The following is a 21,233-nucleotide window of genomic DNA, read 5'->3' on the forward strand; positions in this document are numbered from 1 at the left end:
ATGATCGTAGTAGAAGGCCTGACCAAGCGGTTCAAAGGCCAGACCGTACTCAACGGGATCGACCTGACCGTACAGCCCGGCGAAGTCATTGCCATCATCGGCCCGAGTGGCTCGGGCAAGACCACCTTCCTGCGCTGCCTCAACCTGCTGGAAACACCCGATGCCGGACGCATCCAGATCGGCGACATCAACATCGATGCCAATCGTCCGCTGGGCGGCCAGCAGAGTGCGATCCGCCGGCTGCGCCAACAGGCCGGGTTCGTGTTCCAGAGCTTCAACCTGTTCCCGCACCGCACCGCCCTGGAGAACGTCATCGAAGGGCCATTGGTGGTCAAGAAGACGCCGCGTGACAAGGCTGTCGAGCTAGGGCGGCGCTTGCTGGCCAAGGTCGGCCTGGCGGGCAAGGAAGACGCTTACCCACGGCGCTTGTCGGGTGGCCAGCAGCAACGGGTGGCGATTGCCCGGGCCTTGGCCATGGAGCCGGACGTGATCCTGTTCGACGAGCCGACATCAGCGCTCGACCCGGAGTTGGTCGGCGAGGTGCTGGAAACCATCCGCGGCCTGGCCGAAGAGAAGCGCACGATGATTATCGTCACCCACGAGATGAGCTTTGCCCGGGATGTGGCGAATCGGGTGATCTTCTTCGACAAGGGGGTAATCGTCGAACAAGGGGAAGCCAAGGCGTTGTTTGCCAATCCGAAGGAAGAACGCACGCGACAGTTCTTGCGTAAGTTCTTGGGGACGGCGGCCTCGCAAGACTAACCACCTGTTGATCTGAGCGTGGGAGCGGGCTTGCCCCGCGATAGCGTCGGTGAATTCACTGGCGCTATCGCGGGGCAAGCCCGCTCCCACGTTCGTTTCACGGCCAGAAAACTGCTTCTATTTATATTCCAAAAGGTTAGTTCATAAAGTTTTTATAAGCGAATAGGGTATATGCACCGGACCACCGGACCAACAAACGTCTGTCGCCACCACCACCCGCGACACAGCCACTTTGTGAGGTAAGGAATGGTCAGGATCACAATCACCCCAGTGCATAACGCCAGGGCATTGAGTGCAGCCAAGGAGCGGTACTGATGTCCAGCCAGCCAGAAACCCTATTCGCCAGCGACCTCGACAGCTCGCCGCTGCTGTTGCCTGCCAAGATCCTGCGCAATGACGCCGAAGCCCTGCAGGCCGCCCACGAACTTGCCCAAGTTGCCCGCCAGCAGGCAGCCCGCCGCGACCAGCAGCGCAAACTGCCTTGGGCCGAAATCGAGCTGTTCACCCGCAGCGGCCTGGGCAGCATCAGCATTCCCAAGGCCTTCGGTGGCCCGGATGTTTCTTTTGAAACCGTCGCCGAAGTGTTTCGCATCATCAGCGCCGCCGACCCTGCGTTGGGGCAGATCCCGCAAAACCAGTTCGGCATGCTCCAGCTGCTGCGCCTGACCGCCACCGAGGCTCAACAAGCGCTGATTTTCCGCTGCGTGCTCGACGGCTGGCGCATCGGCAATGCCGGGCCTGAGCGCGGCAGCAAAGACACCCTGACCCTCAAGGCGCGAATCAGCCGCGATGGCGAGGGCTATCGCATCACTGGTGAGAAGTTCTACTCCACGGGGGCGCTGTTCGCCCACTGGGTGGCAGTCAAGGCCCTAGATGACGAGGGCCGCCAGCGCCTGGCGTTCGTTCGCCGTGGCAGCCCTGGCTTGCGTATCGTCGACGACTGGTCCGGCTTTGGCCAACGCACCACGGCCAGCGGCACGGTGCTGCTCGACCAGGTGCCGGTGGACGCGGAACTGGTGATCGACAACTGGCGCCAGCGCGACCTGCCGAACATCCAGGGCGCAGCTTCGCAGTTGATCCAGGCCGCGATCGACGCCGGTATCGCCGAAGCGGCCATCGATGATGCAATCAGCTTCGTGCGTGACAAATCGCGGCCGTTCATCGATGCCAATGTCGAGCGCGCCAGCGACGACCCTTACGTGATCGCCGACATCGGCCGCCTCAAGCTCGAACTGCACGCCGCCGAGGCGCTGCTGCGCAGGGCTGCGCGGGTGCTCGATGAGGTCAATGCCGGGGAGATCGATGCAGACGCCGCCGCGCGCGCCTCGATTGCCGTGGCGCAAGCCAAGGTGCTCACCACCGAGATCGCCCTGCAGGCCAGCGAGAAGCTGTTCGAGCTTGCCGGCAGCCGCGCCAGCTTGGCCGAGTTCAATCTCGATCGGCATTGGCGCAATGCCCGCGTGCACACCCTGCACGATCCAGTGCGCTGGAAGTATCACGCGATTGGTGCCTGCCACCTGAACGGCACCCGTCCTGCCCGACATTCCTGGATCTGAGTGAGCGCCTGGGGCCGCTGTGCGGCCCTTGGCGGGTAAACCCGCTCCCACAGGGACCGCGCCGCCCTTGAAGACGGCGCTGTACCTGTGGGAGCGGGCTTGCCCGCGAAGGGCTGCGCAAGCGGCCCCAAGGCCCCGGAGAACACTATGAACGCAGCAGTCATCAGCAGCGACGCTCAAGCCCTGGCCGTCGCCGAACACATCGCCCAGCAATTGCGCAAAGACAGCGCCCTGCGCGACCGCGAGCGCCGCCAGCCACACGCCGAACTGGAACTGTTCACCCGCTCCGGCCTGTGGGCCATCAGCGTGCCCAAGGCCTTCGGCGGCGCCGGCGTATCCAACGTCACCCTGGCCAAGGTCATCACCCGTATCGCCCAAGCCGACGCCTCGCTCGGGCAGATCCCCCAAAACCACTTCTACGCCCTGGAAGTGCTGCGAGTGAACGGCAGCCCCGAACAACAGCAACGCCTGTACGGCGAAGTGCTGGCCGGTCGACGCTTCGGCAACGCCCTGGCTGAACTGGGCACCAAGACCGCCCACGACCGCACCACCCGACTGAGCCGTGACGGCGACGGTTACCGGATCAACGGCCGCAAGTTCTATTCCACCGGCGCCCTCTATGCGCAACGTATCCCCACCTCGGTGATCGATGACGACGGCGTCCAGCAACTGGCGTTCGTCCCCGCCGACGCGCCGGGCGTGCAGGTGATCGACGATTGGAGCGGCTTCGGCCAGCGTACCACCGGCAGCGGTTCGGTGGTGTTCGACAACGTGTTCGTCGCCGCCGCTGACGTGGTGCCATTCCAGAGCGCCTTCGAGCGCCCGACCACCGTCGGCCCGCTGGCGCAGATCCTCCATGCGGCAATCGACACTGGCATCGCCCGCGCCGCCTTCGAAGACGCCCTGCACTTCGTCCGTACCCGCAGCCGGCCATGGGTCGACTCGGGCCAGGACAAAGCCAGCGACGATCCACTGACCCTGAAAAGCTTCGGCCACCTGTCGATCCGCCTGCACGCCACCGAGGCCTTGCTCGAACGCGCCGGCGAATACCTCGACCGCGCCGCAGCAGCAGTCACAGTCACAGCCTCAGCCTCAGCCTCAGCCTCAGCAGCCAACGTGGGAGCGGGCTTGCCCCGCGATGAATCCGCCACCGATCTGGTCGCCGCCGCCTCCATCGCCGTAGCCGAAGCCCGCGCGATCAGCACCGAAATCTCCCTGGCCGCCAGCACCACCCTGTTCGAACTGGCCGGCAGCCAGGCCACCCTGGCCGAGCACAACCTCGACCGCCACTGGCGCAACGCCCGCGTGCACACCCTGCACGACCCAGTGCGCTGGAAGTACCACGCCATCGGCAACTACTACCTCAACCAGGTCAATCCACCCCGTCGAGGGACCCTCTGATGAGCAAGCAGATCCTGCTCAATGCCTTCAACATGAACTGCATTGGCCATATCAACCACGGCCTGTGGACGCATCCGCGCGACACCTCGACTCAATACAAGTCGCTGGAGTACTGGACCGACCTGGCCAAGCTGCTTGAGCGCGGGCTGTTCGACGGGCTGTTCATCGCCGATATCGTCGGCACCTATGACGTCTACGGGCAATCGGTCGAGGTGCCGCTCAAAGAGTCGATCCAGCTGCCGGTCAACGACCCACTGCTGCTGGTCTCGGCGATGGCCGCCGTGACCCGCCACCTGGGCTTCGGCCTGACCGCCAACCTCACCTACGAGGCGCCGTATCTGTTCGCTCGGCGGCTTTCCACCCTGGATCATTTGAGCAACGGCCGGGTCGGCTGGAACATCGTCACCGGCTACCTGGACAGCGCCGCGCGCGCCATGGGCCTGGACCAGCAGCCCGAGCACGACCGGCGCTACGACCAGGCCGACGAATACCTGCACGTGCTGTACAAGCTGCTCGAAGGCAGCTGGGACGACGACGCCGTGGTCGCAGACCGCGAGCAGCGCGTGTATGCCCGGCCCGACAAAGTGCGCAAGGTCGAGCACCACGGCGAGTTCTACAAGGTCGAGGGCTATCACCTCTGCGAGCCGTCGCCGCAGCGCACGCCGGTACTGTTCCAGGCCGGCAGCTCGCCACGTGGCCTGGCCTTCGCTGGCAACCACGCCGAATGTGTCTTCATCAGCGGCCAGGACAAGCCCGCCACCCGCGCCCAGGTCGACAAGGTACGCGCCGCAGCCCAGGCAGCAGGCCGCGATCCGCAGGCGGTCAAGGTGTTCATGGGGATCACGGTCATCGTCGCCGCCACTGAACAACAAGCGCACGCCAAGCATGCCGAATACGTGCGCTACGCCAGCCCAGAAGCGGGTGTCGCGCACTTTGCCAGTTCCACCGGGATCGACTTTGCCGCCTATGGGCTGGACGAGCCGATCGGCTTTACCAAGGGCAACGCCATCCAGTCGGCCACGCGCCAACTGCAAGACAGCGCCTGGACCCGCCGCCGCCTGCTGGATCAGCACGCCCTCGGGGGGCGCTATGTGACTCTGATCGGCACCGCTGAACAAGTTGCCGACGAGCTGATCGCCTGGATCGACGAGACCGGTCTGGACGGCTTCAACCTGACCCGCACTGTCACCCCGGAAAGCTACGAGGACTTCATCGAGCTGGTCGTCCCCGAGCTGCAACGCCGTGGCCGTTACAAGACCGCCTACCAAGCCGGCAGCCTGCGCGAAAAACTGTTCGCCAGCGACCTGCCGCACCTGCCCGCCGACCATCCCGGCGCCAGCTACCGCAACCCTACCCCTGCCCCGACTGGAGCCCTGCACCATGCTTGATAAATTGTTCCGCCCCGTCGCGGCCGCTGTGTTGTCCCTGGGTATCGCCGCCACTGTGTTGGCCGCCGAACCGCTGAAAATCGGCACCACCGCCGCCTTCGCCATCCCGCTGGAAGCCGCCGTGGAAGAAGCCCACAAGCAAGGCCTGGAGGTGAAGCTGATCGAATTCAGCGACTGGATCGCACCCAATGTCAGCCTCAACAGCGGCGACATCGACCTGAATTACTTCCAGCACATCCCGTTCCTGGAAAACGCCAAGGCCGCTGCCGGTTTTGACCTGGTGCCCTATAAGCCGGGGATCATCAACAACGTCGGTTTGTATTCGAAAAAGTACAAGAGCTTCGCCGAGCTGCCTGAAGGCGCCAGCGTGGCCATCGCCAACGACCCGATCAACAGCGGCCGTGGCTTGCAGCTGCTGGCCAAGGCTGGGCTGATCAGCCTCAAGCCAGGCGTTGGCTACGAGGCCACCGAGGATGACATCGTCGCCAACCCGAAGAAGCTGAAAATCCTTCAGGTCGAGGCGGTGCAACTGGTGCGCGCCTATGACGATGCCGATCTGGTCCAGGGCTACCCGGCCTACATCCGCCTGGCCAACACCTTCGACGCCACCTCGGCGCTGCTGTTCGATGGCCTGGAGAACAAGGAGTACGTGATCCAGTTCGTCATCCGCCCACAATCGAAGGACGATCCACGCCTGGCCAAGTTCGTCGATATCTATCAGCACTCCCCGGCCGTACGCGAAGCGCTGAACAAAGCCCATGGCAGCCTCTACCAGGCCGGCTGGGAAGGCTGACATGAGCAGCGCCAGCGCCCTCAGGGCGCCCACTGTCCACGCCTCGCCGCCGCCCGCTCGCGAACAGGCCTTGCGCCCAGAGGTCAATGAGGCCCATGTGCGCTTCATCGGCCTGGGCAAGACCTACGCCGGCCAGGCCCAGCCAGCGCTGCAAGGCATCGACCTGAACATCCGCCGGGGCGAGATCTTCGGCATCATCGGCCGCAGCGGCGCTGGCAAGTCGTCGCTGCTGCGCACCATCAATCGCCTGGAGCAACCGACTCAGGGCCGGGTGCTGATCGATCAGGTCGATATCGCACCGTTCGACGAAGACCGCCTGGTCGAGCTGCGGCGGCGCATCGGCATGATCTTCCAGCACTTCAACCTGATGTCGGCTAAGACCGTGTGGCAGAACGTCGAGCTGCCGCTCAAGGTTGCCGGCGTGGCCAAGGCCGAACGCCAACGCAAGGTGCGTGAGCTACTGGAGTTGGTCGGCCTTGCCGAAAAGCACCATGTGTACCCGGCGCAGTTGTCCGGCGGCCAGAAGCAGCGCGTCGGCATCGCCCGAGCGCTGGTCCATGACCCGGAGATTCTGCTGTGCGATGAAGCTACCTCGGCGCTCGACCCGGAGACCACCGCCTCGATCCTCGAACTGCTGCGCGACATCAATCAACGCCTGGGCCTGACCGTGGTGTTGATCACCCACGAGATGGCGGTGATCCGCGATATCTGCCACCGCGTGGTGGTGCTCGAACGTGGCGAAGTGGTCGAGCAAGGTGAGGTCTGGCAGGTATTCGGCAGCCCCCATCACGAAGTGACCCGGACCCTGCTGGCACCGCTGCAAGCCAAGCTGCCAGCGGCATTGCAAGCCAGCTTGCGATCCAACCCGGCCAGCCGGGATGCGGCTGTGGTGCTCAAGTTGGTGGCACTGGGGGAGTTGGAGTTGTCTGGCCTGTTCAAGGATCTGGGCGGGCAGGTCAGCCTGCTCCAGGGCGGTGTAGAGACCATTGGTGAACGTGCCTTGGGGCGCTTGATCTTGGCGGTACGCGGCTCGGTCCACCAACCGCATCAGTTGCTGGAGCGCGCCCGCCGTTGGGCCGATGACGTGGAGGTGCTGGGCTATGTGGGTTGATCGTCTGCTACAGGGCTTGCTGGACACCTTATTGATGGTCGGCGTGTCGTCGCTGATCGCGCTGTTGGTCGGTGTGCCGATGGCTGTGCTGCTGGTCACCAGCGACAAGGGCGGAATCTACGAGGCACCGGCGCTTAACCGGGTGCTCGGCGCCTTCGTCAACCTGTTCCGCTCGATCCCGTTTCTGATCCTGATGGTCGCGCTGATCCCGTTCACCCGTCTGCTGGTGGGTACCACCTATGGCGTGTGGGCCGCCGTGGTGCCGCTGACCATTGCCGCGACGCCGTTCTTTGCGCGGATCGCCGAGGTGAGCTTGCGTGAGGTCGATCATGGCCTGGTTGAGGCGGCCCAGGCCATGGGTTGTCGACGCTGGCACATCATCTGGCACGTGCTGCTACCTGAGGCGCTGCCGGGAATCGTCGGCGGCTTCACCATTACCTTGGTGACGATGATCAACTCATCGGCCATGGCCGGGGCGATTGGTGCTGGGGGCTTGGGCGACATTGCCTATCGGTATGGTTATCAGCGCTTCGACAGCCAGATCATGCTGACCGTGATTGCCATGTTGGTGGCATTGGTGGCGCTGATCCAGTTGGGTGGCGATCGCTTGGCGAAAGGCTTGAACAAGCGCTGACGCTATCGCGGGGCAAGCCCGCTCCCACGCTGCCCCGCAATCGATCTGGGGAAGGCGTGGGAGCGGGCTTGCCCCGCGATGAGCTATTCAGCCCCAACGCAAATCCTGCGCAGGCACCGGCCGCCCAAACCAATAGCCCTGCCCCAGCTGACACTGCTGCTCCAGCAGAAACCGTGCCTGCTCCGCCTGCTCGACCCCTTCGGCATGCACCTGCATACCCATGCTCTTGGCCAAGGCGATGATCACCCGAACAATCGCGATGTCATCCTCATCCTGCGGCAGCCCGGCAACAAAGCCCTGATCGATCTTGAGCTTCTGCACCGGCAAGCGCTTGAGCCGCAGCAGCGACGAGTAGCCCGTGCCGAAATCATCGATCGCCAGGCTCAAACCCAGTTCGCGCAGACGGTGCAACTGCTCCAGCGCCACCTCCGGGTCTTCCATCACCGCACTCTCGGTGACCTCCAGCTCCAGCAACGCCGGATCCAGGCCGGTCTCATGCAGCACTTCGGCGACTTGCCGGTACAGCTCACGCTGGCCGAAAAGCCGGCTGGAAATATTCACCGCAACGAACGCCAGCGCATGCCCCTCGGCCTGCCACTGGACCATCTGCCGGCAGGCCTGGCGCAGCACCCAGGCATCGATCTCGGCAATCAATCCAGTACGCTCGGCAATCGGGATGAACTCGCCCGGCGGCACCAGCCCGCGCTCCGGATGCTGCCAGCGCACCAGGGCCTCGACGCCGATCATCTTGCTGGTGAACAGGTCATGCACCGGCTGGAAGAACACCCGCAGCTCTTCCTGCTCCAACGCCCGGCGCAGCTCGCCGGCGGTCTCCACCCGCTGCTGGGCGTGAGCGGTCAGCTCTTCGGTATACAGCGCATAGCAGGCGCGGCCATTGCTCTTGGCCTTGAACAGCGCGGCATCGGCGTTGCGCAGCAATTGCTCGGCGCTCAGGGCATCGCTGGGGAACAGGCCAATGCCAACGCTGACACTGATGAACAGCCGGTTACCCTCGAAGACGAACGGCTCGCGCATGCGCTCGATGATCTCTTGCGCCAAGGTCGCCGCCTCGCCGACCTGCTGGCAGTTCTCCAGCAGCACGCCAAACTCGTCACCACCCAGGCGCGCCAGGGTTACGCCTTGGCCTAGCACTTCACGCAAACGCTCGCCCACAAGCTTGAGCAGCTGGTCGCCAACGGTGTGACCAAGGCCGTCGTTGATGCTCTGGAAGTGGTCGAGGTCGAGCAACAACAGGCCACACCCGCGCTTGTGCGCTTGAGCGGCGGCCAGCGCCTGCTCGGCGCGGTCGTTGAACAGCAGGCGGTTGGGCAGGCCGGTCAGCGGGTCATGGTGCGCCAGATAGGCCAGTTCCTGCTCGGAGTGCTTGATCGCACTGATGTCGCTGAATACGGCGACGTAGTGGGTCAGCTCGCCGCTGTCGTCGCGAATGGCGCAGATGGTTTGCCACTGCGGGTAGATCTCACCACTCTTGCGCCGGTTCCAGATCTCGCCGCTCCATTCGCCCTTGTCCGCCAGCGTCGCGTAGATCTGCTGGTAGAACGCCGCGTCGTGGCGGCCCGACTTGAACTTGCTTGGGCGTTGGCCGAGGACCTCGTCCTGCTGATAACCGGTAATGCGCATGAACGCCCGGTTGACGTGCACGATCAGGCCATTGCGATCAGTCACCAGTACCCCTTCCAGGGTGCTGTCGAACACCGCAGCCGCCATGCGCAGGCGCTCACGGTCCTCGCTGCGCAGGCGCGCACCGATACCAATGAAGTTGAGCAGCCGGGCGCGCGAGACGAAGATCAGGAACGCACTGAACAGCACCCACACCAGCACGTTGATGCAGCGTCCCAGGTTCAGCGCCAGTGGATCTTCGGTCAATCGCTGCAAAAGCTGCTCGGACAGCACCAGCCAGAGGATCGAGAACACCACATAGAGCGCAGCCATACGCAAGGCGTCGCGAACGGAAACAGACATGTCGGGTGTGTAAGCCCATAGAAAACGATGGGGCATTATAAAGGCGGAAACATGCCGTGACTCATTCCCGGATCAGAAATTGGTCTAGACAATGGGCGCTTGAACCCGCTCTATCAGCGGTGCACGGCGCGTACAGGAGTGGGCTTGCCCCGCGATAAGGGCAGCGCTATCAATACAGGCCTATGGTTTTATTTCCCTGCCAAGGGATAATGCCAAGCGCTACTCCCCCCGTTTTTCCGAGGGCTTCTACACCTATGTGGTACTACGGTTTACTCGACTTGTCGGCCTGGCAACTGGTCGCGGTCACCCTGCTGATGACCCACGTGACCATCGTCAGCGTCACCATCTACCTGCATCGCTATTCGGCGCACCGCTCCCTGGAGCTCAATGCCGGGCTGAAGCACTTCTTCCGTTTCTGGCTGTGGCTGACCACCGCGCAGAACACCCGCGAGTGGACGGCTATCCACCGAAAGCACCACGCCAAGTGCGAAACCCCCGACGACCCGCACAGCCCGGTCTACAAGGGCTTGGGCACAGTCCTGCGCAAGGGCGCCGAGCTTTACCGCGAGGAAGCGCGCAACCCTGAGACCTTGCGCATCTACGGCAAGAACTGCCCCGACGACTGGATCGAGCGCAATCTCTACAGCCGCTACAAGCTGGGCGGCATCGCCCTGATGGCCGTCATCGACCTGCTGCTGTTCGGCACCATCGGCATCACCATCTGGGCCATCCAGATGATGTGGATTCCGTTCTGGGCCGCAGGCGTGGTCAATGGCCTGGGCCATGCTGTGGGCTACCGCAACTTCGAATGCCGCGACGCCGCCACCAACCTGGTGCCGTGGGGCATCATCATCGGCGGCGAAGAGCTGCATAACAACCATCACACTTACCCCAACTCGGCCAAGCTGTCGGTCAAGCGCTGGGAATTCGACATGGGCTGGGCCTGGATCCGCTTGCTGAGCATGCTGCGCCTGGCCAAGGTGCAACGCGTGGCACCCATTGCCCACCGGGTCGAAGGCAAAGCCAACCTGGACATGGACACCGCCATGGCGATCCTCAACAACCGCTTCCAGATCATGGCCCAGTACCGCAAGTTGGTGATTGGCCCGCTGGTCAAGCAGGAGCTGAACAAGGTCGACGCTTCGGTGCGCCATCGTTATCGCCGCGCCAAGCGCCTGCTGTCGCGTGAAACCAGCCTGCTGCAAGATCGCCATCACGTGCGCATCGAGTCGATCCTCGCCCAAAGCCAGGCACTCAAGACCATCTACGAAAAGCGCCTGGCCTTGCAGCAGATCTGGGCCCGCACCAGCGCCAACGGCCACGACATGCTGGCTGCCATGAAAGACTGGGTACACGAGGCCGAAGCCAGCGGTATCCAGTCGCTGCGTGACTTCGCCAGCCAGCTCAAGACCTACTCGCTGCGCCCCACCGCCTGACCGCCGTTGATCGGCACGCCCCGCTCTGGGGCGTGCCATCCGGAACTTCACCCCCCGTAGTTACTCAAATTCGGCATATCGCCCGCGTGGCGGGCCGGATCGTGGCCGCACGCTTTCAGCCGAGAATCGCTCCGTGCTCATGGCCAATAAAATCAATCCACCGTTGCCCGGCAACCCGCCACCCGAAGCCGCCCAAACCCTCCTTGCCCTGTTTCATGCCCAAGGCGAAGTCGCTCGCTTGAGCGAGCGCGACCAACTGTTCAGCTCTCTGCTCGATAGCGTCAACGCCGTACTGTGGGCATTCGATTGGGAAACCCGCCAGGTGCTCTATGTCAGCCCGGCCTACGAACGCATCTTCGGCCGACCCGTGAGCCTGGTGCTGGCTGACTACAACGAGTGGCGCGACAGCATCTTCCCCGACGATCTCGAATACGCCGAAGGCAGCCTGGCCCAAGTGCTCACCAAGGGCTCGGTGGAAGATCGCGAGTACCGCATCATCAACGCCGCAGGTGAAACCCGCTGGCTCAGCGACAAGTGCTACATCAACCAACAACAGGAAGGCGATCGAGTGATCATCGTCGGCATTGCCGAAGACATCACCGAGAAGAAGCACCTTGAAGGCGAATTGCAGCGCCTGGCGACCACCGATGTGCTGACCCAGAGCAGCAACCGCCGGCACTTCTTCGAGTGCGCCCAGCAAGCGTTCGACAGTGCCCGCGCAGAGGGTTCGCCGCTGGCCTTCTTGCTGCTGGATATCGACGACTTCAAGCAGATCAACGACAGCTACGGCCACCAGGAAGGCGACCAGGTGCTGCAGCGCATTGCCGACAGCGGCAAGGCGGTGTTACGTCGTGGTGATCAGTTTGGCCGCATCGGTGGTGAGGAGTTCGCCGCGGTGTTTCCGGGCTGCACGGCGCAGGTCGCCGAGCAGATTGCCGAGCGTTTACAGCGCGAGATTCAGCGGTTGAGTTTCACCCACGGGCAGCAAACCTATGGCGTCACCGTAAGCCAAGGGCTGACCGGGCTGACCGATGAAGACGCGACCCTCGATACCTTGTTCGCCAGGGCCGATGCGGCGATGTACCAGGCCAAGCGCCAGGGCAAGAACCAGATCGTGCGGGGCTGAGGCGGCCATAGCTTCTCAGTGTCAGGGCTGGGCCAACGCCTTGGCGGGAGTCTGAAGGGGCCGCTGTGCGGCCCCATCGGGCTCCCGTCCAGCGCGAGGTCAGCAACACCCTAGAGCTGATCAGATTCAGGGGCAGCCCGCCCTTCTGGAGCCGGTTCGACTGCTGCAGCATTGGCTTCCTGCGGCTTCGCCGGTACGTTGTCAACCTTACGCAACCGGTTCAACTCCGGCAGCCCCAGCCTCAACAACCGCGCAGTCTTGTTACTGGCCACCTTCTCCAGCCCCTGATCCGCCGGCAACCGCGCCAGCTGCCCAGCGAGGTTCATCGCCAGGATCTCACGCGAATACACCCCGCCGCCCAACGCATACACCGCAGCGATCAGTTCGCGCAATGTCAGCGGCAAACGCCAGCGGGTACGCAGTGCCGAGCCAAAGGGAGCACCGAACTCGTTGAGGGCCAGTTGCACCTGATCTTCATCGAGCTCGCCCCCGGCCAAACGCCATTCTTGCAGGCAGCGCAGCACCGCAAGGTCACCCAGGCAATGCAGCAGCCCTGCGCAATAGCAGCGCGCTTCGTCCACTTCCAACTGGCGCGCCAGGGTGCGGCCGTACTCGGCGGTGTGCAGCGACAGGTTCCAGTAATGCGTCGCATGCTTGGCCAACAAAGGATCACTCAGCCGCGCACTGCGCTTGAGGGTCAGGCCGAGGATAAGGTTCATGCTTTGCGTGCTGCCCAGCTTGTTCAGCGCCTGCAGCAGGGTCTGCACCGGCGCCTCGCGGTGCATCGCGGCGCTGTTGGCGGCGGCGATCAGCACGCCGGTGATCTGTGGATCGTTGCGCACCTCTGCTTCCAGCACCTTGAGGTCGAGCCCCTGGGGGTTGAGCGCGCGTTTGATCGCGACCTCGACATCAGCCAGCAGCGGGCCGCCGTCGGCGTTAGCGCGACGTTCCTCAAGAAACGCAGGCAGCTTGGCGCCGGGGTGCAAGGGCGGCACCGGGCAGGCGATCTCTTCACCACCGGCAATCAGCAGAACTTCAAGGCGTTTGCGCAGCTTGTCCAGATTGAGCGGCTTGCTCAGGTACTCGGTGGGTTGAAACGGCAACGCTTCACGCACACTGGCGCTGTCGCTGCGATTGCTCAGGAGTATGAACGGCAAGCCAGGGTTGTCGCCTTTGGCGCGCACCTTGCGTAATAAGTCCAAGCCATCGAAGTCGCTGAGTTCACGCGTGGCGATGATCAGGTCAGGCTTGCTCGACAGTGCGCTGAGCGCTTGTGAGCCGTCGGCGCAGATCTGTAGGCGGGCGTCACAGCGCACGCTGAGCAGGGTTTCGCGCAGCATATCGCGCACCCAGGGATCGCCTTCGGCAATCAATACGCAAGGCGGGGTGGGGTCTGCAGCGCTCATTGGTCAACTCCTGAGTAATCCTGACGCGCAATCCGTTGCAGCTTCCAAGGCAAGTCCATCGGCTAACCATAGCGCTCCAGGCAGACAATAGGCATAAAAAAAACCCGCCTAGGCGGGTTTTTTTCTGACGCGTGTCACAGATTTCACGCCAGCTCAGCGAAGCACTCTTCGATGATCGCCAGGCCTTTGTCCAGCAGCGCGTCTTCGGCAGTCAGCGGCACCAGGATGCGCAGGACGTTGCCGTAGGTGCCGCAGGACAGCAGGATCAGACCCTTGTCACGTGCCTTGGCAACCACTTGGTTGACGGCAGCGGCGTTCGGCGCGTGCGAGTCTTTGCCCTCGAACACTTCAACAGCGATCATCGAGCCCAGGGCGCGAACGTCACCGATGATTGGGTGCTTGGCCTGGATTTGCTTGAGGCCAGCGACCAGACGCTCGCCAACAGCCTTGCTGCGATCGAGCAGTTTCTCTTCTTCGAACACCTCGATCACGGCCAGGGCCGCGGCGCAAGCGATCGGCGAACCAGCGTAGGTGCCGCCCAGGCCGCCTGGCGCGATGGCGTCCATGTACTCGGCCTTGCCGCATACACCGGCCAGCGGGAAGCCACCAGCGATGGATTTGGCGAAGGTGGTCAGGTCAGGCGCGACGCCCATCTGCTCCATGGCGAAGAAGGTGCCAGTACGGCCAGCGCCGGTCTGTACTTCGTCGGCGATCAGCAGGATGCCGTGCTGGTCGCACAGGGCGCGCAGGCGCTGCATGAACGGCTTGGTCACCGGAATGAAACCACCTTCGCCCTGAACTGGCTCGATGATGATCGCGGCGATGTCGCGTGGCTCAGCGTCGTTCTTGAAGATGCGCTCGATCGAAGCGATCGAGTCGTCGATGCTTACGCCGTGCAGCTCGTTCGGGAACAGCGCGCGGAAGATGCCGCCTGGCATCAGGCCCATGCCAGCCGAGTAAGGAACGACTTTACCGGTCAGACCCAGGGTCATCATGGTACGGCCGTGGTAACCGCCGGTGAAGGCGATCACGCCAGCGCGGCCGGTAGCGGCACGGGCGATCTTGACGGCGTTTTCCACAGCTTCGGAGCCGGTGGTAACCAGCAGGGTCTTCTTGTCGAAGTCGCCTGGGACCAGCTTGTTGATCTTCTCGCACAGCTCAACATAGGGCTCGTACGCCAGAACCTGGAAGCAAGTGTGGCTGACTTTGGTCAGCTGCTCTTGCACCGCTGCAACCACTTTCGGGTGCAGGTGGCCGGTGTTGAGTACGGCGATGCCGCCAGCGAAGTCGATCAGTTCGCGGCCTTCAACGTCGATCACCGTCGCATTCTTCGCGGTATCGACGAAGATCGGGTGAATCTGGCCAACGCCACGTGGGACGGCGGCGACACGGCGTTGCATCAAGGATTCGTTGGTCTTGCTCATAATGCCCTCATTCGCGCCGACTCTGACGGCGCTTTTATTCGGGGGTGGCTGGGTCTGTGCACGATCAGTATTCGTTGATCGACTGGCGTGAACGCCCGGGCCACCAGGTACTGCGATGTAAAAAAGACCAGCGAGACGTCGCTCTCGCGCCCCGCTGGCAGAGGTAAAAACCTTGCTACTTAATCAGTTTCTCAGACGCTGATGCACAGGTACTTGATCTCGAGGTAGTCCTCGATACCGTACTTGGAACCTTCGCGGCCCAGGCCCGAGGCCTTGATGCCACCGAATGGCGCAACTTCGTTGGAAATCAGACCGGTGTTGATACCGACCATGCCGTATTCCAGCGCTTCGGCAACACGGAACACACGGCTCATGTCGCGGGCATAGAAGTACGAGGCCAGGCCGAACTCGGTGTCGTTGGACATGGCGATGACTTCAGCCTCGTCCTTGAAGCGGAACAGCGGCGCCAGCGGGCCGAAGGTCTCTTCTTTGGCGACTGCGGCGCTCTTCGGAACGTCGACCAGAATGGTCGGCTCGAAGAAGTTGCCTTCGATCAGCTTGCCACCGGACAGCACCTTGGCGCCTTTGGAGACGGCGTCTTCGATGTGTTCCTGAACCTTGGCAACGGCTTTGCCGTCGATCAGCGGGCCGGTGGTGGTGCCATCTTCCAGGCCGTTACCGATCTTCAGCTTGCCAACAGCAGCCTTGAGCTTCTCGGCGAACGCGTCGTAGACGCCGTCCTGCACGTAGATACGGTTGGCGCAGACGCAGGTCTGGCCGTTGTTGCGGTACTTGGAGATGATCGCGCCTTCGACCGCCTTGTCCAGATCGGCGTCGTCGAACACGATGAACGGGGCGTTGCCACCCAGCTCCAGGGAAACCTTCTTGATGTCCTTGGCGCATTCTTCCATCAGCTGGCGACCGATTTCGGTCGAGCCGGTGAAGGACAGCTTGCGTACCAGGGAGTTGCCGGTCAGCTCGCCGCCGACTTCACCCGCGCTGCCGGTGACGACGCTGAGCACGCCAGCCGGGATGCCGGCGCGGGTAGCCAGCTCGACCAGGGCCAGAGCGGAGTACGGGGTTTGCGACGCAGGCTTGAGCACCATGGTGCAGCCAGCGGCCAGGGCCGGGCCGGCTTTACGGGTGATCATCGCGGCCGGGAAGTTCCACGGGGTGATCGCGGCGGTAACACCGATTGGCTGCTTGATGACGATCAGGCGCTTGTCGGGCTGGTGGCCTGGGATGGTGTCGCCGTAGACGCGCTTGGCTTCTTCGGCGAACCACTCGATGAACGATGCGGCATAGGCGATTTCGCCCTTGGCTTCGGCCAGAGGCTTGCCTTGCTCGGTGGTCATCAGGCGAGCCAGGTCATCCTGGTTCTCGATCATCAGCTCGAACCAGCGACGCAGCTTGTTCGAACGCTCCTTGGCAGTCAGTGCACGCCAGGCCGGCAGGGCCTTGTCGGCGGCTTCGATGGCGCGGCGAGTTTCGGCGGCGCCCATCTTCGGCACGGTGCCGATGACTTCACCGGTGGCCGGGTTGGTCACCTTGATGGTCTGGCCGTTGTCCGCATCCAGCCATTCACCGTTGATGAAGGCTTGCTGGCGGAACAACTGAGCGTCTTTGAGCTGCATGTCGGCTTCCCTTGAGCACCGTGCGCGCACGGGGCGAATTATTGATTGTTGAATAAGCGCCCCCATCAAGGGAGCTGCCGTCAGGAATTCAGGCACCGGGTTGAGCCAAGTGTTCAACCTGCGGGCGTCGAGCGTTTGAAATCTCAAACGAATCCTAAGGGTCTGTTGGGTCTTGGACAATAGGCTGTTCGAAAAAAAGAACGAGTGGTTGAACACCTCGTCTGAATTCCACAGGTTAGCTGGGCTGCAAAGTCCAATGGCGCCACGGCGTGGGAGCGGGCTTGCCCCGCGATGGGGCAGGAACAGGATAGAACACAGAACAGAGGCAGAGGTTGGGAGGACCGGACGGCCCTCCCGGCAGGCATCAGAAGGCTTTATCCAGATCGATCACCAGGGCGCGATAACCGACACTGCCCGGCTGCCGGCTGAGCACCTTGAGCTCCACCAACACTTCCTGGCTGCCCCGGCGCACTTCATTGAGGGTAGTGCTGGTCAGCTTCTCCTTGGTCAGGAAGCCCACCGAAGCGGAATAGATGAACTGGGTATCGGTCTCCGGCCGATAAGCCACCACCGAGGTCACCGGGCTATACCACTCATCGCCACGCTCCTTGCCATACTCCCAGACCTGCTCGACCGTGCCCTTGGCCTCATCGATGCGGTACTCAACGGCGCGGCTGTAATTGCCGCTGAGCTTGGTCGGCTCGAAGTTGCGCCCCCAGCCGTTGTCGAACACGGTCAGCGTGCCTTTGCCGGTAAGCCAGGCGGTGTGCTGGGTCCACGACCAGTCGAAGCCTTCGCTGGCCACAGGCGTCAGTACTTTGTCCTTGAGCCGCTGTGGCCAACCCTGGGGCGAGGCGAGGATCCACTTCACCTGTTTGTCTCGGCCAATTTTCACCACGCCCTGATGACGGGCTGAAACGATGATGCTGTCGTCTTCTGCGTCGTAATCGATGGCATTGACGTGCGCCCAGTTGCGCCCGGTGCCCACGCCTGGGGTATCGCCGAACGGCAAGTCACCTTCGGCCAGTTCATTGGCCAGGGTGCTGTCCTGCTTGGCCACGCCGTCCGGCAACTGGATCGCCGCTTTGCCGAGCGTTTCCAGCAACTCGCCACGGTACGGATCGAGGATCTGGTTGAGGTCCCAGAAGTCCAGCACGTCACCCGCTTCGTTGACCTCAATGATGTGGTCGCGGATCGAACGCACCCGCTTGCCATCCGGGCGGCGGTAGTCGCTGGTGCCGACGCGCAGCAGGTAGGTGCCGTTGACCGTTTCGCGGATCTCGTGGGAGAAGTCGGCGAATTTGTCTGGCAGGGTGCGCTGCCACACCTGGCGGCCGAGCAGGTCGTACTTGGAATAGGTCTGGCCTTGGCCCCAGATCAGCTTGCCGTCGCGGGTCTGCTGGAAGCCCATGGTCCCGCCCAGGCCGTCGCGGCGGTTGGAGTCGTGGATCTGCTCGATGTCCAGGTACCAGCGCACATCGCCATTGCTGTCGGCGATCCAGTTGTTGCCGACCTGGTCCCATTCGGCAGCGCCGCCCAGGGCGTTCCACTTCAGTGCGCGGCCACCCGGAATATCGCCGAGCAGGTGGTTGAACAGGTACAGGCGTTTCTCGAAGCCCGGCGCGACCTTGACCGGCACCACCTGCGGCAGCGCCGCTGTCTGTTTTGCCACCACTGGCAAGCGCACGGCCGGGGCATAGATTTCGTACTGTTCGCGAATTCGCTCGCCATCGAGCTTGTAGCTGACTTCGACCTGGTTGACGTGATCCGGGTACAAGCCAAACACCGGGATGCCGCCATAGGTCCACAGCGAGCGGTCGGATACGTCGTAGACGATATCCACCCCGCGCTCGCCCCGCCCGCGCACGCGTACATGGGCAGCGCTGATGGCCCGACCACCATCGCGGATGATCGCGGTCAGTGGCGCCAGGCGATAGGGGTTGACCACTACATCGCCGAGCAGCGCCTCGTCATGGTCGGGCACCTTGGCGGTGAGGCAAGCGCCTTCGGGCAAGGCGGGGGTGTCGGTCTTGGCATTCATGGCAAAGCTCCTTGTGCTCAGAAGTCGTAACGGGCGGTGGCGCCCACGGTGCGCGGGGTGCCAAGCACGCCGGCATAACCGCCGTTGGCGGAGTTCCACAGGCTGGTGAAGTAGGTCTTGTCGCCGGCGTTCTTGACCCACAGCGACAGGTCGAGCACGCCATCACCCTGGTCCAGGCGCACGCCGGTGGAGAGGTTGACGATCGCGTAGCTGGGGATCTGGCCGTAGTCGGAGTCGTCGATGGTGCCCACCGCCTTGGAGCGGAAGGCGTAGCTGGCGGTAACGTAGGGTTCGATACGCTCGGTCAATTGCCACTTGTACTGGCCGTTGAGGTTGGCGATGTACTTGGAGGCGCCGACCACCTGGTGCCCGGACAGGTCGCAGGTGGCGGTGGCGCTGGCCAGGCTCACTTCAGGTGGGCATGGGGCGTCTTTGTAGTCGGTGTAACGCACATCGTTCCACGAGCCGTTGAAGTTGACCGTGAGGCCGGTGATCGGCAGCGCAGTGGCCTCGAACTCAAGGCCGCGCGAGCGCACGCTGCCGGCGTTGGCTAGGTACTGCACGCGGTTGACCTGGTCGTAGACGTTGGCCTGGTAGCCATGCACCTCGGCCCAGAACAGGTTGGCGTTGAGCTGCAGGCGGTTGTCGAGCAACGTGCTCTTGAGGCCCAGCTCAGCGTTGTTGACCCGCTCGGTGCCGACCAGCAACGAATCGGTCCCAAGCCGTGGCGCGGCACCGACAGTCAGGTTGACCCCGCCCGACTTCTCGCCGTGGGTGAGGCTGGCGTAGCCCAGCAGGTCGTCGGTAAAGCGGTAGCTCAGGCTAAGCAGGCCCGAGGGGCTGAAGCTGTACTGGTTGAGGTCACCCGAGTCGTAGGCGCCGACGCGACCATTGCGCGCCGCCGCCGCCGCTCCAGATACCGCCGTGCCGCCAGACGGGGCATCGCGGGTGACCCAGGCGCTCTTCTCTTCATACGTACCGCGCACTCCGGCAGTGAAATCCAGGCGCTCGGTGAGGTGCCAGGTGCCTTGGGCGAACAGCGCGTAGCTGTCGGTATCGATGTGGCCATTGCCGATGGTGTTGACGTTGGCCAGGGCGCCAGCGGGCGTCTGGTTCCAGATATCGGCCTGCGGGCCGTAATAGGTGAACGACTTGTTATCCAGGTCCTGCTTGAAATAGTAGGCACCCAGGACATAGTCGAAGAAGCCGCCGGTGGGCGAGGCCAGGCGAATCTCCTGCGAATACTGCTTGTCGCGCACCGAGACCCCAGCGCTGTAGAACACCGGCACATCCAGGCCATCGTCGTTGCGCGGGGTGAAGTCCCACCAGCGGTAGGCGCTGATCGAAGTCAGGGTGAAATCGTTGGGTAGGGTCCAATTGGCCTCTACCGACGTTCCCCCCTGGAACACCGTGACCTGCTGCTCGGCATCGAAGTTGACCTTGCGGTCCTTGCCCGACACCAGTGTGGCGCCGGCCTGGGCGGCCAGGCTCTCGTAGCGGTTGACGCCATTGATGGTCGGGCCGGTGCTGTACAGGCTGAGAATGCCGTTGTCGGAATTCTCCTCGTTGTACTCGCCGATCCAGCGCAGGTTGAAGGTTTCATTGGGCTGAAACAGCAGCTGGGTTCGAAAGCCTTGGCGCTTGCCGCCGTTGAGGTCGTGGCCGTCGTGGACGTTCTTCACATAGCCGTCGTCTTCAGTGTGGTAGGCGCTGATGCGCCCGGCCAAGGTGTCGCTGATCGGCCCGGAGAAACTGCCCTGGGTCTGCCAGTAGCCATCCTCGCCCAGCGACGACTGCACGCTGCCTTCGCGATGGAAGGTCGGTTTGCGGGTGGTGATGTTGAGCACCCCGGCGGTGGTGTTCTTACCGAACAGCGTGCCCTGCGGGCCGCGCAGCACTTCCAGCTGCTCGACGTCGAGCAGGTCGAACACGGCCATGCCCGGGCGACCAAGATAGACGTTGTCCAGATAAATGCCGACGCTGCCTTCCAGACCGTCGCTGGCCGGGTTGTTGCCCAGGCCACGGATCGAGATGCTCGACTGGCGGGCGTGAACGTAGGCCACGTTGGTGCTCGGTACTAACTGCTGAAGGTCCTGAACCCGGTAGATGCGCTGGGTTTCCAGGGTTTCGCTGCCCAGCACGCTAATCGGCGTGGGCACGCTCTGCGCGGTTTCCTCGCGGCGACGCGCGTTGACGGTAACGGTGCCGAGCTTGGCGGCTTGCTCCACCGCCGGGGTGGCGCTGACCGGCTCGTCAGCAAAGCTGTTGCCAGCGGCGGCCAGCAGCACGCCAGCGGCCAGGGGCTGCAGGGCGAAGAGTGATGCGCGCGCGGGCCAACGATAGATTCGGGACATGCAATGCTCCTTGAGGCATGGGCCGTGGCGAGCATTTCCGTTGTCGGAACCGAATCGCGGTCAGGCAGACTTATATTCTTTTAAGATCTATAAATATGTGTAATTCATATTTTGTGGAATAAGTAACACTCTTTATAAGGGTCACAACCCTTCCCATCAATTGCATTTCACCGAAAGTTTTCAT

The 21,233-nt window shown here is 63.1% G+C and carries 15 protein-coding genes; 9 read left to right on the plus strand and 6 right to left on the minus strand.

The annotated features are described in order from the left end of the window. The 7 genes from tcyN (at position 1) to HU737_RS21500 (ending at position 7,645) form a co-directional block, all read left to right on the plus strand. The gene (tcyN, locus tag HU737_RS21470; protein ID WP_186552893.1) at positions 1-762 is read left to right on the plus strand and encodes an L-cystine ABC transporter ATP-binding protein TcyN; all 762 of its coding nucleotides are present in this window, start codon (positions 1-3) and stop codon (positions 760-762) included. A 314-nt stretch (positions 763-1,076) separates the two neighbouring features. Continuing rightward, positions 1,077-2,318: an SfnB family sulfur acquisition oxidoreductase gene (locus HU737_RS21475; RefSeq protein WP_186552894.1), complete on the plus strand. Its 1,242-nt coding sequence runs from the start codon at positions 1,077-1,079 to the stop codon at positions 2,316-2,318. A gap of 147 nt (positions 2,319-2,465) precedes the next feature. Next, the gene (locus HU737_RS21480; protein WP_186552895.1) at positions 2,466-3,719 is read left to right on the plus strand and encodes an SfnB family sulfur acquisition oxidoreductase; all 1,254 of its coding nucleotides are present in this window, start codon (positions 2,466-2,468) and stop codon (positions 3,717-3,719) included. After that, positions 3,719-5,107, plus strand: coding sequence for an LLM class flavin-dependent oxidoreductase (locus HU737_RS21485; RefSeq protein ID WP_186552896.1), 1,389 nt, complete (start codon positions 3,719-3,721; stop codon positions 5,105-5,107). Before HU737_RS21480 ends, HU737_RS21485 begins: the two co-directional genes overlap by 1 nt. Further along, entirely contained in the window at positions 5,100-5,900 is an 801-nt protein-coding gene (locus tag HU737_RS21490; RefSeq protein WP_186552897.1) for a MetQ/NlpA family ABC transporter substrate-binding protein, read from the plus strand. The genes HU737_RS21485 and HU737_RS21490 overlap by 8 nt, the downstream gene beginning before the upstream one ends. A 1-nt stretch (position 5,901) precedes the next feature. Beyond that, positions 5,902-7,011, plus strand: coding sequence for a methionine ABC transporter ATP-binding protein (locus tag HU737_RS21495; protein WP_186552898.1), 1,110 nt, complete (start codon positions 5,902-5,904; stop codon positions 7,009-7,011). Next, a complete protein-coding gene (locus tag HU737_RS21500; protein ID WP_186552899.1) occupies positions 7,001-7,645 on the plus strand; it encodes a methionine ABC transporter permease in 645 nt (214 codons plus the stop codon). Before HU737_RS21495 ends, HU737_RS21500 begins: the two co-directional genes overlap by 11 nt. Before the next feature lie 87 nt (positions 7,646-7,732). Here HU737_RS21500 and dibA read toward each other — a convergent pair whose 3' ends face one another. After that, positions 7,733-9,628, minus strand: coding sequence for a phosphodiesterase DibA (gene dibA / locus HU737_RS21505; protein ID WP_186552900.1), 1,896 nt, complete (start codon positions 9,626-9,628; stop codon positions 7,733-7,735). Between the two features lie 254 nt (positions 9,629-9,882). Here dibA and desA point away from each other — a divergent pair, with 254 nt between their 5' ends. Further along, the gene (gene desA, locus HU737_RS21510) at positions 9,883-11,064 is read left to right on the plus strand and encodes a delta-9 fatty acid desaturase DesA (protein ID WP_186552901.1); all 1,182 of its coding nucleotides are present in this window, start codon (positions 9,883-9,885) and stop codon (positions 11,062-11,064) included. Between the two features lie 139 nt (positions 11,065-11,203). Continuing rightward, positions 11,204-12,190 carry a GGDEF domain-containing protein gene (locus HU737_RS21515; protein ID WP_186552902.1) on the plus strand — a complete coding sequence of 329 codons (987 nt, stop codon included), beginning with the start codon at positions 11,204-11,206 and terminating at the stop codon, positions 12,188-12,190. 110 nt (positions 12,191-12,300) lie between these two features. Here the strand turns inward: HU737_RS21515 and HU737_RS21520 are convergent, their stop codons facing one another. From HU737_RS21520 to HU737_RS21540, 5 genes are all read right to left on the minus strand, one after another. Beyond that, complete coding sequence (locus HU737_RS21520) at positions 12,301-13,596, minus strand: response regulator (protein ID WP_186552903.1); 1,296 nt, start codon at positions 13,594-13,596, stop codon at positions 12,301-12,303. A gap of 143 nt (positions 13,597-13,739) precedes the next feature. Continuing rightward, positions 13,740-15,020, minus strand: a complete 1,281-nt coding sequence (gabT, locus tag HU737_RS21525; RefSeq protein WP_186552904.1) for a 4-aminobutyrate--2-oxoglutarate transaminase — start codon at positions 15,018-15,020, stop codon at positions 13,740-13,742. Positions 15,021-15,211: 191 nt separating this feature from the next. Then, positions 15,212-16,654 (minus strand): NADP-dependent succinate-semialdehyde dehydrogenase, encoded by a 1,443-nt coding sequence (gene gabD, locus HU737_RS21530; protein ID WP_186552905.1) that lies wholly within the window; start codon positions 16,652-16,654, stop codon positions 15,212-15,214. Positions 16,655-17,018: 364 nt separating this feature from the next. Beyond that, entirely contained in the window at positions 17,019-18,695 is a 1,677-nt protein-coding gene (locus HU737_RS21535) for an aryl-sulfate sulfotransferase (protein ID WP_186552906.1), read from the minus strand. Between the two features lie 17 nt (positions 18,696-18,712). Next, the gene (locus HU737_RS21540; protein ID WP_186552907.1) at positions 18,713-21,049 is read right to left on the minus strand and encodes a TonB-dependent receptor; all 2,337 of its coding nucleotides are present in this window, start codon (positions 21,047-21,049) and stop codon (positions 18,713-18,715) included. Positions 21,050-21,233: the final 184 nt, after the last annotated feature.

Origin of the sequence: Pseudomonas urmiensis, from assembly GCF_014268815.2 — a bacterium.
GTDB lineage: Bacteria > Pseudomonadota > Gammaproteobacteria > Pseudomonadales > Pseudomonadaceae > Aquipseudomonas > Aquipseudomonas urmiensis.